The sequence below is a fragment of the Streptomyces sp. NPDC037242 genome (genome assembly GCF_055604165.1).
In genome coordinates this window covers 1-12,945 of record NZ_JBVJUY010000034.1, presented here as the reverse complement: position 1 = coordinate 12,945, position 12,945 = coordinate 1, and the positions used below count along the sequence as shown (strand labels likewise).

Here is a 12,945-nt window from a genome sequence, read left to right as displayed (position 1 = left end):
TCACGGGCAGGTCCGCATGCCGGGGTCTGTTCGCGAAGCATGGCGATGAGCTCCTCGCGAGGAATGCCGGGTACCGGTATCCGTATGACCCAGGCGCCGCCCATGTGTGACAACTTGCAGCGCCTCTCTGGTGACAGCCCGACTGCTTCGACCTGCCTCTTCCGCAGGCTATCTGGTGGCGGCGGTGACGACTGCTGAGGTTGTTCCTTATGGTTCTTCGGTTCTGTCTACTTCCTTGAAGCCGTGACGAAGGCCGGGGTGACGGACGAGGCGGCAGCCCGGCGTCGAACGAGGCCTCGACGTCGCCGAGGTCACCGCCGCCCGTACGCGGCGTACTGGTATCGCTCTACCAACAGGCCGCCCGGCGGGGACCACCGGTTCCGACTGAGGCGTCCGCAGGGTCGGCGGCGGCTCGTTCAGCGCCCGGTCTTGGGCACTTCCAGGGCCTGCGGATCCCTGAAGTACTTCTCGTACTGCTCCGGCGTGGCCACTATGTCCGCGTAGCCCGGGCCCCAGGGATTGCCCAGAATGATGTTGTCGCCCTGGAAACCCTTCACGTAGTAGACGTGTCGGATGGCGAAGCCGTAGTTCTTCTCGGGGTTCGCCGGGTCCCTGGGCCACAGCGCCGAGCCTTCCTGCCTGTCCTTCTCGCTGCTGCCGGTGGACACGACGATGGGGTGGCCGGACTCGAAGCTTTCGCGCAGCGAGGGAATGTCGTTGTCCAGGCTCTGGGATTCGTTGCCGGTCAGATAGGGCGGCGCGTTGTCGTTGGCGTCCCATTCGATGGCGCCGTAGGAACCCACTTCCTTGCGGTCGAAGCGCTTGTCGCCTTCGCGCCCGGTGGGCGCACCCCCGCGGTCGTCCCCGTAGACGAGTGCGAAGGCCTTCTCGTAGTAGGCCGGCCACAGGGCGTTCCTGGCGTTGGCTGCCCTGATCGTGCCGTCATTGGCCACGGGCAGGTCGGGAGTGACCGTGACCCAGCGCTGGTTGCCGTCCTTGTCCCAGATGCGGACGGTGATGGTCCCGTTGGGGTTCTGCTTGATCCCGTCCCGGATGAACTGGGGGTTGACCTGGGCCGTCCCGGCGAGCGACGCGAGGTACCAGCAGTCGGCCATTCGGCCCTGCCCGACCTGGGAGGCGGTGATCTCGTTGCCGTTGGCGTCGGGTGCGAACAGGGGAAGGGGCGGAGTCTGCCAGTGCGTTCCGCCAGGGTCCTTCAAGAACGCGTCCGAGGTCTCGAAGCCCGGCTGCATTCCCGGGAACGCCGCCTGTGCCTTGTTCCAGTGCGTGGGGCCCAGCCGCGTGAGGATCAGGCTGAAGTGGTCGCGGCGATCGAATTCGGGCAGGCCGTTGCGGTCGCCCCAGCCGCTCTTCTTCTCGTCGTTCAGCAGGCGGTTGTAGCGCGCGATGTCCGCGGCGGGGACGCGGTCGAAGAAGGCGTCGAGTTCGGCTGCCGTCAGCCCTTCCAGCATGCTTCTGATCTTCTGGAGGTCCTCGCGGTTGCCGTTGTTGCCGAAGTCCTTGCCGTCGAGCTCCCTGAACTTCGTCAGAGCGTCGCTGACGCGCTGCTCGTTGGGGGCGACCTCGTCCGAGAACAAGAGCGCCGGGTCGATGGCGAACCCGTGCTCGATGAGGATCTTGCACTCGTCGAGTTGCTGACTGCGGCGCTCCATGGACCCGGCCAATTCGCTGAGCTCACCGTCGAGCGCTCCGGGCAGCGGGCCGCGCCCGCCGGGTCTTCGGGTGCCGAAGGGCGAGACCGACGGCAGCACGATGTGGAAGCCGACCAGCGGCTGCAGCAGCGGGTCGGTGGTGGCGTGCTTGCCGTTCATGAGCCGGTTCGCCTCGGTGAGTACGCCGACCAGGTCCCGGTGCATGGCGCGGGCGTCGGTGCCCAGCTTGCGCAGGCTGGCGGCGAGGGCGCGTATCTCGGCGGTGTCGAAACCGCGGAACTCGCTCAATGGACCGGCCCCGTCTTCTGCCGGGTCGCATCCGTCTTCGACTGTTCGTCCAGGCGATCCGCCTCGGTGCTCCAGCGGCCCGCGTCGTGAATGAGCGCGGACGCCATCTGGCCCAGAGTGTTTTGGCGGTTGACGACCTGGGCCGTGGCCTGGGTGGCGAACGGACCGCGCCAGACCGGTGGATCGGCCTGCTGGGCCTTCTTGGCCGCGGCGTCGAGGTACGGTCCCAGCCTTTCCGCGAGCGCACGCGCCTTGCGGGCGCATTCCCGCAATTCGCCCGCCCGCTTCTTCATCTGCTCCGGCGTCTCCCCTACCGGCATATCCGGTCGTACCACTGTGCGCCCCCTTTGGCCACAGACCGCACGGACAGTTCGCCGAGGCTAACAGCCCGGTAGTCCCGTTCGAACGACTCGTCTTGGTCAACTCAGTTTCAGCCAGGCAGACGTGACGAATCGTCATGCCGTTGGCCCTTGGGCTCCTCGGTGCGCAGGGCCTTGTGCTGCTGGTGCACCCACCGGCCGGGTGGGTCCGGCTCGCTTGCCCGATGTGTCAGCGGCCGACGCCCGCGGGTCGGGGCCACCCCCCCGCGTCGCCTGCATCCACGAACACGCCTGCTTCCGCTGCTCCCTCCTGCGCCCCGACCCTGCCCAGCGCAGCCGACTGGTGGAGATCCGCGACAACCTCCTGGATCGGGTTGCCGAGGCCGAGCGGGAAGGCTGGGGGCTGGGCGAGATCGAGGGACTCCGCGCCAGCTTCACTGGCGCCGAAGCCAAGATCAATCAGATCGACACGGCGACGCCCGGCACTCCTGTTCTGCTGGGCCTGCACGCTCCCTGATCAACCCGGCAGGGGTGACCAAGTCTCGGGGCGACGTGGGCCGGGACCTGATCGCGCTGCGGGCGGACGGAGCAGCTCGGGTCTGAGGCTCCGTTCTCCCGAAGCTACGGCGAAGGGGCTCGGCGAGTGCCCGGTGGATGCTGGCGACGGAGGGGCTGTGTCCCTTGCGTTTGCCGGTGGGGATGATCAGGTCGGGTTGGATCTGCTCGACGGTCTCGCCGGCCGCGCGGCGCCGGAGCACGGTGTGGAGCATGTCGGCGACGGCTTCCGCCTGCTGGGAGTCGTAGCGCCAGGCTGATGGCGATCTGCTGCGGACGACGTCCGTCTCGCATGCCCTTCTCCGGGAGGCCGGGAGGCCGGGACCGGTATCCCGGCCTCCCGGAGAAGGGTGACGGGCGGGGGCAGACGGTTCGGCGGTCGGTCAGGCGGTCTTGGTGAACGTGTGGAGATGTTCGCGGAGGAAGGTGTGCAGTGTCCTGGCGGGGCGGCCGAGGATGGTCTCGATGGTGTCGTTGGGGGATTCCGGGCGTGCGATGGCCAGTTGCTGGATCTCCACCACGTGGCTGGCGAGCCAGGGCGGCATGTGTGCGGTGGACAGGAGGTGGCTGTGGAACTCGCTCAGCGGCAGGTCGATGTAGCGAACGGGGCGGCAGGTCAGCTCGCCCGCGAGCTACCGAGAGGCCCTGCCCTCATGCGCGTGCAACCGGAATACCACCCCATCAGGACCCCTGTTCGACCTCCAGGTTCCATGATCGGTTGAGATGTAGCTACTGAGATCAAGGTCGCTTTCCCAGCTGTGCCAGGCGGAACGCGCCGACCTGGTGGACAAGTCCATCGTGATCGTCAAGGCCGCCGGATGCACCGTCACCGGCCCCACGGCCTGCCCCGCACCCCTCCGCTGTACGGGACCTGATGGCTGACCGCAAGCCACATTGGGCGGAACGGTCACGTCCCCGTGCGGAGTCGGTCACGGCATCCTGCCGCAGGATCACCGGCGGCATCCCCGGGGCACGCTGTCGAGGACAGACCACACACCACGGGGGCTCACATGAACGCTGTCCGCACCAGCCGGAGAACCTACGCACTTACGGCGGTGGCCGCCGCTGTGGTCCTGACGGCCACCGCCTGCCAGTCCGGCGACGGGCCTGGCGGAGCCGCGACGAAGACCCCTTCCGCGCCCGCCCCCTCCACAACCCCAACCACGCCCGCCACCACCCAGCCCGGGACTGCTCAGCCCGGTACCACCACGCCGGCCGCCCCGAAGACCCCGACCGACGGGCAAGGCATCATCGCGGCCTGTACCGACAACGACCTCAGCATCAACCTGTCCGTGTGGAAGCAGGACTCCGGCCAGCACCTCCTGATCGCCGCGACCAACATGACCGACAAGCCGTGCATCCTCTACCACTACCCGCGTATCGGGTTCGGCGGCGCGGGCATCGCGGGCCCGATCCCCGTGATGGGAAGCGCACCGAAGGCCATCGCGAAGATCGGCGCGAACGAAAGGGCGTACGCGGGCCTGTCGCTCTACAAGGGCGGCGAACAGACCGTGGCGATCACGGCCGTATCCATCGGCTACCAGGACAAGAAGCTGGGCAGCAACAACGACGTGGCGATGCTCGACAGCTCCTTCGGCAAGGACATCGGCTCCCTCAACGTCGGCCCCAACGCCAAGACCACGTACTGGAACAAGGACCTCAAGGCCGTCGAAGACACCTTGTTCCGCTCCGGAAACTGAGCCGCCGGCGCCCGCCCCACTGCGGGCGCCGGCGAAGAAATGGCGAGCCACTCGTGTCCTCCGACGCGTCATGATCCTGAGATCGGGTCGTGCGAGCCGGTCAGAAGCCGCCGAACACCCACTGCTGGTTTCCGTTTCCGACCCCGCAGTTCCTGTTCGCGTAGGTCGTTCCGTCAAGCTTGCTGTCGAGGGTGTACAGGCTCGACGGGGTGCGTCCCGCATCGCCCATCTCCTGGGCGATCTCCCCGTGGAGTTCCTGGGCCGCTTCGGTCGGGCCGGGTGATGCTCAAGCCCGTGCCAGTGCCGTGGATCTACCCACCCCAAGGCGGTCGTCCGCCCAAGCAGGGCGGCGAGTTCGTCTTCGGCGACCCGGCCACGTGGGGCGAAGCCGCCACGGTCACCGTCACCAACACAGACCGGTATGGGACGGCGACTGCGCAGGCGTGGGACCGGTTCCACCCCCGGCTGACGCGGCGAGCCGCGTGGCTCGACCATGAAGGGTCGTTGGCAATCATTGAGGGCACCGTGATCCGATTGACGGTGGCGAAGCTGCCCAGTGGCGGGGTGAACAAACCCGTCTGGCTCTGGTGGTCCGGCACCAGTGCCACCTCTCAGGACGTTGACCGCTGCACGGGCAGCTGACCAGGGCTGTCCTCGCGCCGGACTGCCAGCGGATCATCTCGGTGCTGTGGGCCGAGGCGGCGGCGGGCCGGGACAAGGCGGGGGCCAAGGACCTCGCGACGGCCCCTGGGACTGGACGCGGTGCCCGCGTAGATCGAGGGAGTACGTTCGCGGGCGAAACGCCTGGCCGAGCGCGGGTGGATCACCCGGCACCAGTCCGGGGAGTTCAGCGGCGTGACGGCGTGACGGCGTGACGGCGTGACGGCGTGACGGCGTGAATGTCCGCTGTCACTGAATCCGGATCGTCTGCCATCCAAGGTGGACCGACCACCCGAACAGGTCTGATGGCTCCGTTGTTAGGGTCCGGTCCTGTGACTCTTTCAAATCCCGCAGCCAAAAAGCGGTTCCTTGTCCTGCACGACTATGGGATGGGCGGTTCATGGTGGTGGGTCCACGCGCGGTCGGCGCGGGAGATCCTGGAAACGTTCGCGTGGACCGAGGTAGTCACCAGGCAGGAGTCCGTGGCCTGGGCCGAGGGCGACAAAATCGAAGAAGTCGACATCGATGCGCCACTCATGCCTCCAGGTCTGGACGACCTGCGGGCCAAACGCGAGGTACAGCGCGGGCTTCCTGGCTTCGGAGCCCTCGCGGACAGGAGCATCGTGTACGTGCGGCGTCACTGGGACGGCGAGGACGACGGCGGCCCGGTCTACCTCATGGAGGTTGAATCGGACGGGCGCCGGACCCGCGAAGTGGAGCTGGCTGAGGACGGGAGTGGCCGCGTCAGGAGCGGACCTGACGACTGGCCCTTCAACCCGCCGGTCGTCGACTTCTTCGACCCGGAGTTGGCAGGCCAGGAGATCACCCGGGAAGAGTTCGAGGAGCAGTGGGAACGCGCCGTACCCGCTTCTGGCCTGTAGCCGCCCACGGCACGTGATCCTGCTTCGGTGGCAAACGGTCCAAGTCCGGTGACCGAGAACAGGGAGGGCGTGACGGCGCGGTTCAGGCTTCCAGGGACATCGACGTCGTGGTCGTGTGGGTGCGGCGGGTGAGGCGGCGGCACATAAGCATGGTCATCGACCACAAGATCATGGACTCGCTGGTGGCGGGCAGCGTCTCGTAGTCGCGGACCAGTCGACGCGAACGCATCAGCCAGCTCAGCGACCTCTCGACCACCCACCGCCTCGGCAGCAGCCCGGTGTCCCGCTCACGGCAGTTCTCGACGCCCTACCTAACCTGAGCGGCGCTCCCCACGGGCCCCTTGGTGACCTGAGTCAGTCGAAGAGGGCAACGACTCCATTTACCCAGATCGCGAGGAACGCGAGGGCCCCCACCAGGCAGCCGCCGCCCGCCAGCACACCGCCGACCGTCCACGGCTCGGAGGGCGCCTCCTCGTACTCGTCCTCCAGGCCGTCCAGGTAGGAGGCGGGGGCGTCCCAGTCGACGGGGTGCCCCAGCTCCTCGGCGCAGGCGGTCCGCACGGCGACCAGCTGCTTCTCGGCGAAGGAGTTGGCGGCCATCGCCTCGGGGCCGCACCAGGCAAGGGCCTTCATCCGCCACGCGGGAGATCCATACCGCGCCTCGAAGGCGAGGGTCTCGTCAGGGTTGCGGTCCTCTTCGAGGTACATCCACCGCCCGGCCTCGGCGACATCGTCATAGAGCCGGTACACCTCGGCCAGACGCCGACGGAGCGTCAGGTCGTACGGGAAGGACGAGACGAGACCGCGCAAACGCTGGCGCGCAACAGGAACCCGGCCGGCGGCCAGGTCTGCATCAACTCGGGCAAGGGTCTCTCTCAGGGGCATGAGTGCATGATCGGGTATCGCACTGATCCCCGTCGACCTGGTTGTTTGCCCAGCGCCTGCCCGCTCCCAAAGGAACCCACCGAGACGGGACACCCTCACTTACGGGACAGCCCTGCGGTGCGAGACGGCCTTCGGTCGGGCCGCTTGGCGCCGGAGTGAACGTTATGTGCTCCTTGTGGAACGACTCCCTCCGCAGGGGTTGACGGGGACATTTGCCGGGCGGATCGTAGGCAGCTCAGCCGATCGAACGCTGGAGGTCCCGTGACCGACGAGTACCGCACCCCCGAGCTGGCGCTGCCAGTGGGCACCGCCACCCTGCTGGGGACAGCCGACATGGCCCTGAGCGATGCCGAGCTACTCGAGCGATACCCGCGCGTGGCCGAGATCCTGGCACGTTGGGAGCAAGAGCGGCTGGGGTGATACCCCCACCAGGGACCATTCGGGCAAATGCGTCCTTGGCCCGGAGCCGCGAAGCGGCGGAGTTCTCTGCGGCTCCGCGGTGACGGTCAGAGAGGACGTGCCTGGCCCTCGATCTACTGACGGATCACGGTCAGCGGTGCTCCGCCGCACGAGCCTGCGAAGTAGGAGCGGGACCAGAACACCGAGCCCATGCCGGTGCGGTTGATCCGGCCGGTGTACTCGGCCCGCAGGTACCGGGGCGAGACGCCCTTGAGCGAGTTGATCAGCTTGGACCGGGCAACCTGCGGAGGGTAGTGGACCAACAGGTGCACGTGGTCGGTCCCCCTCATGCGGCCCACCGTGGGCCAGATGATCACGCTCGTCGAGATGCTGCGCGACCACCTCTACAACGGGGCGTTGCAGGAACGGCGCGACGCCTGGCAGCCCGGTGGTGACGTACCTGGGGCACGTCCTCCGCGCCGGGCTTGAGCAGCGGCGGGTCAGTTCGGGGTGATGCCGGAAAGGACGGCGAGGACGGCGAGTCGGATGCGGTTGTCCCGGCCCGTCTTCGCCATCAGGCTGGCCACGTGTGTCTTCACCGTGGTGACCCCGAGGTGCAGTCGGTCGGCGATCTCCTTGTTGGACAGGCCGACGCCGAGCAGGCTGAGCACTTCCCGCTCGCGCGGGGTGATGCCCGGCACCGGGATGTCCACCGGGGCGTCGGGGGAGGAGCGGGTGTGGAGGGCCTGGGTGACGAGGCGGTCGAGGACGTCCCGGCTGAAGGGGGCCTCTCCGCCGGCCGCCCGGCGTACGGCCTCCAGGAGTTCGGCGGGCGGGGTGTCCTTCACTAGGAAGGCGCAGGCACCGGCGGCCAGCACCGGGTACAGATGGTCGTCGTCGTCGAACGTGGTGAGGGCGACTACCCGGGTAGCGGGGCGCGCGGCCAGGATGCGGCGGGTGGCGGTGATGCCGTCCATGCCGGGCATCCTCAGGTCCATGAGGATGACGTCGGGAGTGAGGCGTTCGGCCAGCCGTACCGCCTCCGCGCCGTTGTCCGCCTCCCCCTGGATCTCGATGTCCGGAGTCTGCTCGAAGAGCATGCGTAATCCCATACGGACGAGGTGCTGGTCGTCGACGACCAGGATGCGGATCACAGCGGGGCCTCCATTTCGGTTGCGGAGAGGGGTAGTTCGGCCCGAAGTCGCCAGCCCTCAGCCGCGGGGCCCGTGTCCAGCCGGCCTCCGAGCAGGTCCACCCGTTCGCGCATGCCGATCAAGCCGTGTCCCGAAGGGTACGTCTCTGTCCGGGCCCTTCCGGCCCCGTCGTCCTGGATCGTGACGTGCACGGAGCCATCGGCGACGCGCACGGTCAGCTCGGCGTGTGCGCCGGGCCCACCGTGCTTGGCCGCGTTGGCCAGGCCCTCCTGGGCCAGGCGGAGGACGGCGAGTCCGCGTACGGCGTCGAGCCCCGCGACACGGGGGTCGACGGAGGCGGTCACGGTCAGGCCGGTCTGACGGACGTGTTCCACCACCGACTCCAATGTCGCCGGCAGTGCCCCGGGCGTGACCAGGCAGCCGGTCTCAGGACCGGTCCGGCCGGGGGCTCTCAGCACGGCCACCAAGCGCCGCAGATCGGCCAGTGCCGCGCCGGCACTGGCGTGGAGGTCGTCGAGGACTTCGGTGATCCGCGGGTCGGTGGTGCCGGTCGCGCCGTTGACGTGCCGGGCGACACCGACGCGCAGCACCATGGAGGAGACGTGATGGGCGACCAGGTCGTGCAGCTCCCGCGCGATAGCGGTGCGCTCCGCCGTACGGCCGGCCAGGAGCTGTTGCTCCGCTCGGAGCTCTTGCTGCTGTGCGTGCTCCCGCGCGTGCAGGGCGGCTTCGCGGGTCACGCGTACGTAGGAGCCCAGGAGCAGCGGCACTCCAGCGACGATCCCCATCTTGTAGAGCAGCGGGAGGGCGCCGTCCGGCAGCTCGTCGAAGCGGTGTACTGCGACGGTGAGCGCCAGTACCGCCGCCCCGGCGGCGAGGAGGCGTCCGGAGCGCTGTACCGCCAGCTCGAAGAGGGTGACGGCAGCCAGCACCTTTAACGACGAGGCGGTGCTCGCGCCCAGCGCGTGTGCGGCCATGAGCAGTACCGATTGCGCCAGCAGCGCGCCGAACAGCCACTTCCCCGCGACTAGGCACAGCGCGACCCCGGCTGCGGCAAGGCTCCAGTCCCGTGTCCCCGACGGCTGTTGCAGCAGCAGGAAGTACCCGACCAGTACGCCGGCCAGCGCCAGGATCCGCATGCCGGCGAATCTCTTGTCGAACGCGAGCTCGATCCAAGATCGGTTCATGGAGTCCACGATATGCGGACCCCGTGCGCCAGGGGTCCTGCCATGGGAGGAGGGCGCCTCCTCCCACCGGCCGCGATGTCCGGCCGGTGGGCGGAACCGGAGGTCCGGGGCGGACAGCGAGGATGATCGTCATGGATACCAATGCGCATACGGACACCAATGCCGAGACGGACGCCGGATCCGCCGCCATGGGGCGGCGGTCCCTCCTCGGTGGCGCGGCCGCTCTGGGGCTGGGCGGTGCGGCATTCACCAACCCGGCCCACGCGGCTGGCGCTCGGCCGGAGTTCCGCCCCGAGGGCGGGCGCTTCCACAGGAAGTCGGTTCTCATCACGGGGGCCACCTCCGGCATCGGCAGGGCAACGGCGAAGGCCTTCGCCGCCGAGGGTGCACACGTCGGGTTCTGCGGCAGGCGGGACGGGCTGGGCCGCCAGGTGGAACGCGAGATCCGGGACGCGGGCGGCGAGGCGACGTACGTACAGGCCGATGTACGTGTCGAATCCCAGGTGCGCGGTTTCGTCGACCGGATCGCGAGCCGTTACGGCGGCATCGACGTGGCCTTCAACAACGCCGGCATCGGCGGTGGCAAGCCGCCCCACGAGATGAGCGTCGAGGAATGGGACGACGTCCAGGCCACGAACGTCCGGGGGATGTTCCTCGCGATCAAGTACGAGATCCCCCACATGCTCAGGGCGCAGAGCGGCGTCATCATCTGCACGTCCTCGTCGGCGGCCGAACAGGCTCGGCCGAACGGCGCCGCGTACACCGCGAGCAAGCGGGCGGTGCAGGGCTTGGTGAAGTCCGCGGCGCTCGCCTACGGACCCAAGGGAATCAGGATCAACGCCCTGCTGCCCGGTACCACCGACACCCCGTTCATCCGCCCGCCGGGAATCCCGGACGCCGACTGGGACGCGTACAAGCGGGCGTGGGGGCCGCTCAACATCGACGGTCTCGAACGGATCGCCGATGTCGAGGAGATGGCGCGCGCGGTGCTCGGCCTCGCGTCCGACGACTTCCCCTACATGACGGGCGCCTCGATCAGCGTGGACGGCGGCAGCACCGCGGGCCGGAGAATGATCCAGCCGAGCGGTACCTGAGGGCCGCCGCCATTACTCCGACCGCCTCACACCCATCGTCCCCCTCTAGCCGAGCTACGGAGACAGTCCACATGCGCACCCGACTCGTCTTGGGTCTGGCCCTGCTATCCACCGGTGCCCTCGCTGGGGCGTTCGGCTACGGCGCGGCCAATCTCGTCCCCACCTTCGATGCCGTACCGCTCCAGATGAGGCTGTCCTTCCATGCCCGGCTCATGGAGATGAACGGGATCACCATGCAGGCCGCCATGGGGCTGTCCACGCTCAGTTCCGCGACGCTCGCCGTCATGAGCCGCGGCACGCCGCGGCGGCTGGCCGGCGGCGCGGGGCTCCTGGCCCTGGCGTCCTTCCTGATCACCCGGCTCGGCAACGTTCCCATCAACGGCCGGATCAAAGAGTGGGCCGTCTCCTCGGCGCCCCCGAATCACGCCGAGATCCTGGACCGCTGGGAGGCTTTCAACTACGCGCGCACAGGCGCCGCGTTCGCCGCTTTTACCCTGCTGATCCTCCTGGTCCTGCGCCGATCCGACGTCGAGCAGGCAGGCAGGCAACGGCCCGGCCCGGCCGGAGGGGTAGTGGGCAACGGAGCCGGCGACGAGGGGCTGTGCCGGGAGGGCGCCGGCGCTCCCTACCGGGGGCGTCCAGTGCGGGGACGATGGCGGCGAAGGCTTGATCGGTGAGCGCAGCCGGAGCCCCGTCGCTTGGGCTGACTACGCGTGGGAGGAGATCGCGGGCGCCCAGGGGACCTCGAAGCAGATGCCCTGGTTGGTCCCCTGGTCAGGGTCGGGGAGGTCGAGTTGATCGGCCGGTGCTTCCGAGCTCCGCGCTGAGATACGTGAGCTCGCCCGCCTGGAGGAGGTCATGGTCAGGGTGAACTGGAGCGGTGACCCGGAGGTCGCGGCGTGGGGGTGTCCCTGGGAACCGGGCAGGAACTGGGACTGTCTGCCGAGGGGCAGGCTGGAGCAGAAGAACACGATGGTCACCTCTGTCCTGCTCGTCGGGCCCGAGCCGGCCCACGACCGCTACGCGACGGCGCCCGTCATGCACTGGTGTGACGTCCACGAGCTGGGGCGGAACCCTGGGGCCTGGCCGATGGTGCCCGACCATGAGAGCCCTCTCTGGGAGTGGGTGCCGCTGGAGGGGGTCGGGCCGCGCCGGTTCGGGATGAGCCCGCCCGAGGTGGCGGCCGCCCTGGATGGCGAGACGCTGGCGGGCAGGATCGGCACTGCTCCCGCTGGTCGTCAGCCAAGGCTGGCACAGCTTGGGCCAGTAGCGGCAGCGGTAGGTCCCAGCTGCAAGATCGTTTGGTCGGCAGCCCGGAAATGCCGCTGCCGGCCGCAGACCGTGGTGGGGTGTCCTCCTCCCTGCTCGCATCGAGGAGGGAGGACCCCACGTGCCGGCTTGCCGCAGAACACCGACAACGGTCAGGGCGCGTACGGTCCGGCATCGGCGGCGCCGGACCAGACACACTGGCTGTCGGGTGTGAGGGTCATTCCGAAGTCCCACAGCCCCGGTGAGCCGCGCTCCTGCCAGTACCTCCGCCCGGCGTCGACCTCCGCCAGGAGCTGGCGGGGGCCTCCTTCGTACGCTGCCGTCGTGCCGGCCTGATCGATGACGGCGTGGCCCAGGAGCTGACGCGGTCGTGCAGCCGGACGGTGAGGCAGTCCGTCGTGTCCTTGGCGGTGATCCGGATGTCCGGGTGGGACACCCTGAGCGCGAAGAGCAGGTTCACGTCGGTGAGCGCGCGCAGGCCTCGTTCGACGGCGACGGCGACGGCGACGGCGACGGCGACGGCGCGGTCGGGCGGGCCGTCGCCACGGATGGCGTGATGCTCGCGTCCCTGGTCGATACCGCGGCTCGGCATGAACATTGTCCCAACCCCCGATCGTGGCAGGTCGCTGAGATCACGTACACCGGCGGGGGCACCTCGGGCACGCCGAGCGGCGCCGCGACCTACGTGGTGACGTTCGGACGGTGCCAGCGGTGACGCCGTGCTCCCACGGTGTTCCCCGGCCGCCGCGGCCCGCGCTGACGGTCGAGTACCGGTAGGGACGCGGGGAGGGGCCGGGGGGGGGGGGGGGGGGGGGGGGGGGGGGGGGGGGGGTGGGGGGCGGGGGGGGGGGGGGTGTGGGGGGGGGGGGGGGGGGGGGGT

General features: G+C 69.1%; 14 protein-coding genes and 4 pseudogenes. 9 read left to right on the top strand and 9 right to left on the bottom strand.

What is annotated here, in order from left to right:
* Nucleotides 1–416 precede the first annotated feature (416 nt).
* Nucleotides 417–1,961, bottom strand: coding sequence for a C2 family cysteine protease (locus ACZ7GJ_RS30990; RefSeq protein ID WP_470756210.1), 1,545 nt, complete (start codon nt 1,959–1,961; stop codon nt 417–419).
* A complete protein-coding gene (locus ACZ7GJ_RS30985) occupies nt 1,958–2,254 on the bottom strand; it encodes a hypothetical protein (protein ID WP_470756209.1) in 297 nt (98 codons plus the stop codon). The genes ACZ7GJ_RS30990 and ACZ7GJ_RS30985 overlap by 4 nt, the downstream gene beginning before the upstream one ends.
* 370 nt (nt 2,255–2,624) lie before the next feature.
* On the opposite strand from ACZ7GJ_RS30985, the gene ACZ7GJ_RS30980 reads away from it, so the two are divergent.
* Nucleotides 2,625–2,798 carry a hypothetical protein gene (locus ACZ7GJ_RS30980; RefSeq protein WP_470756208.1) on the top strand — a complete coding sequence of 58 codons (174 nt, stop codon included), beginning with the start codon at nt 2,625–2,627 and terminating at the stop codon, nt 2,796–2,798.
* A gap of 421 nt (nt 2,799–3,219) precedes the next feature.
* Here ACZ7GJ_RS30980 and ACZ7GJ_RS30975 read toward each other — a convergent pair whose 3' ends face one another.
* Complete coding sequence (locus ACZ7GJ_RS30975) at nt 3,220–3,381, bottom strand: hypothetical protein (RefSeq protein ID WP_470756207.1); 162 nt, start codon at nt 3,379–3,381, stop codon at nt 3,220–3,222.
* A 465-nt stretch (nt 3,382–3,846) separates the two neighbouring features.
* Between ACZ7GJ_RS30975 and ACZ7GJ_RS30970 the strand changes: the two genes are divergently transcribed.
* From ACZ7GJ_RS30970 to ACZ7GJ_RS30960, 3 genes and pseudogenes are all read left to right on the top strand, one after another.
* Nucleotides 3,847–4,536, top strand: a complete 690-nt coding sequence (locus tag ACZ7GJ_RS30970; protein WP_470756206.1) for a DUF4232 domain-containing protein — start codon at nt 3,847–3,849, stop codon at nt 4,534–4,536.
* A 211-nt stretch (nt 4,537–4,747) separates the two neighbouring features.
* Nucleotides 4,748–5,166: pseudogene (locus tag ACZ7GJ_RS30965) on the top strand (transposase); the annotation flags it as partial.
* Between the two features lie 362 nt (nt 5,167–5,528).
* Nucleotides 5,529–6,077 carry a hypothetical protein gene (locus ACZ7GJ_RS30960; protein ID WP_470756205.1) on the top strand — a complete coding sequence of 183 codons (549 nt, stop codon included), beginning with the start codon at nt 5,529–5,531 and terminating at the stop codon, nt 6,075–6,077.
* A gap of 82 nt (nt 6,078–6,159) precedes the next feature.
* Here the strand turns inward: ACZ7GJ_RS30960 and ACZ7GJ_RS30955 are convergent.
* Nucleotides 6,160–6,369 (bottom strand): annotated as a pseudogene (locus tag ACZ7GJ_RS30955) (transposase); the annotation flags it as partial.
* A gap of 62 nt (nt 6,370–6,431) precedes the next feature.
* On the bottom strand, nt 6,432–6,962 hold the full coding sequence (locus ACZ7GJ_RS30950) for a DUF6584 family protein (protein WP_470756204.1): 531 nt from the start codon (nt 6,960–6,962) through the stop codon (nt 6,432–6,434).
* 261 nt (nt 6,963–7,223) lie between these two features.
* Between ACZ7GJ_RS30950 and ACZ7GJ_RS30945 the strand changes: the two genes are divergently transcribed.
* Nucleotides 7,224–7,382, top strand: coding sequence for a hypothetical protein (locus ACZ7GJ_RS30945; RefSeq protein WP_470756203.1), 159 nt, complete (start codon nt 7,224–7,226; stop codon nt 7,380–7,382).
* A gap of 113 nt (nt 7,383–7,495) precedes the next feature.
* Here ACZ7GJ_RS30945 and tnpA read toward each other — a convergent pair.
* Nucleotides 7,496–7,699: pseudogene (gene tnpA / locus ACZ7GJ_RS30940) on the bottom strand (IS200/IS605 family transposase); the annotation flags it as partial.
* Nucleotides 7,700–7,709: 10 nt separating this feature from the next.
* Between tnpA and ACZ7GJ_RS30935 the strand changes: the two are divergent.
* Nucleotides 7,710–7,805: pseudogene (locus ACZ7GJ_RS30935) on the top strand (RNA-guided endonuclease TnpB family protein); the annotation flags it as partial.
* Between the two features lie 56 nt (nt 7,806–7,861).
* Here the strand turns inward: ACZ7GJ_RS30935 and ACZ7GJ_RS30930 are convergent.
* Both ACZ7GJ_RS30930 and ACZ7GJ_RS30925 read right to left on the bottom strand, forming a co-directional pair.
* The gene (locus tag ACZ7GJ_RS30930) at nt 7,862–8,515 is read right to left on the bottom strand and encodes a response regulator transcription factor (protein WP_470756202.1); all 654 of its coding nucleotides are present in this window, start codon (nt 8,513–8,515) and stop codon (nt 7,862–7,864) included.
* Entirely contained in the window at nt 8,512–9,702 is a 1,191-nt protein-coding gene (locus tag ACZ7GJ_RS30925; protein ID WP_470756201.1) for a sensor histidine kinase, read from the bottom strand. The genes ACZ7GJ_RS30930 and ACZ7GJ_RS30925 overlap by 4 nt, the downstream gene beginning before the upstream one ends.
* Nucleotides 9,703–9,833: 131 nt before the next feature.
* On the opposite strand from ACZ7GJ_RS30925, the gene ACZ7GJ_RS30920 reads away from it, so the two are divergent.
* Complete coding sequence (locus ACZ7GJ_RS30920) at nt 9,834–10,796, top strand: SDR family NAD(P)-dependent oxidoreductase (RefSeq protein ID WP_470756200.1); 963 nt, start codon at nt 9,834–9,836, stop codon at nt 10,794–10,796.
* A gap of 71 nt (nt 10,797–10,867) precedes the next feature.
* The gene (locus ACZ7GJ_RS30915) at nt 10,868–11,473 is read left to right on the top strand and encodes an anthrone oxygenase family protein (protein WP_470756199.1); all 606 of its coding nucleotides are present in this window, start codon (nt 10,868–10,870) and stop codon (nt 11,471–11,473) included.
* A 30-nt stretch (nt 11,474–11,503) separates the two neighbouring features.
* On the opposite strand, the gene ACZ7GJ_RS30910 is transcribed toward ACZ7GJ_RS30915, so the two are convergent.
* Nucleotides 11,504–11,776, bottom strand: a complete 273-nt coding sequence (locus ACZ7GJ_RS30910) for a hypothetical protein (protein ID WP_470756198.1) — start codon at nt 11,774–11,776, stop codon at nt 11,504–11,506.
* Between the two features lie 659 nt (nt 11,777–12,435).
* On the opposite strand from ACZ7GJ_RS30910, the gene ACZ7GJ_RS30905 reads away from it, so the two are divergent.
* Nucleotides 12,436–12,780 (top strand): hypothetical protein, encoded by a 345-nt coding sequence (locus ACZ7GJ_RS30905; protein ID WP_470756197.1) that lies wholly within the window; start codon nt 12,436–12,438, stop codon nt 12,778–12,780.
* Nucleotides 12,781–12,945: the final 165 nt, after the last annotated feature.

Coding starts and splice junctions, on each gene's coding strand:
- ACZ7GJ_RS30985 (WP_470756209.1), bottom strand. CDS start 2,254: ATGAAGAAGCGGGCGGGCGAATTGCGGGAATGCGCCCGCAAGGCGCGT.
- ACZ7GJ_RS30975 (WP_470756207.1), bottom strand. CDS start 3,381: ATGCCGCCCTGGCTCGCCAGCCACGTGGTGGAGATCCAGCAACTGGCC.
- ACZ7GJ_RS30970 (WP_470756206.1), top strand. CDS start 3,847: ATGAACGCTGTCCGCACCAGCCGGAGAACCTACGCACTTACGGCGGTG.
- ACZ7GJ_RS30950 (WP_470756204.1), bottom strand. CDS start 6,962: ATGCCCCTGAGAGAGACCCTTGCCCGAGTTGATGCAGACCTGGCCGCC.
- ACZ7GJ_RS30925 (WP_470756201.1), bottom strand. CDS start 9,702: ATGAACCGATCTTGGATCGAGCTCGCGTTCGACAAGAGATTCGCCGGC.
- ACZ7GJ_RS30920 (WP_470756200.1), top strand. CDS start 9,834: ATGGATACCAATGCGCATACGGACACCAATGCCGAGACGGACGCCGGA.
- ACZ7GJ_RS30915 (WP_470756199.1), top strand. CDS start 10,868: ATGCGCACCCGACTCGTCTTGGGTCTGGCCCTGCTATCCACCGGTGCC.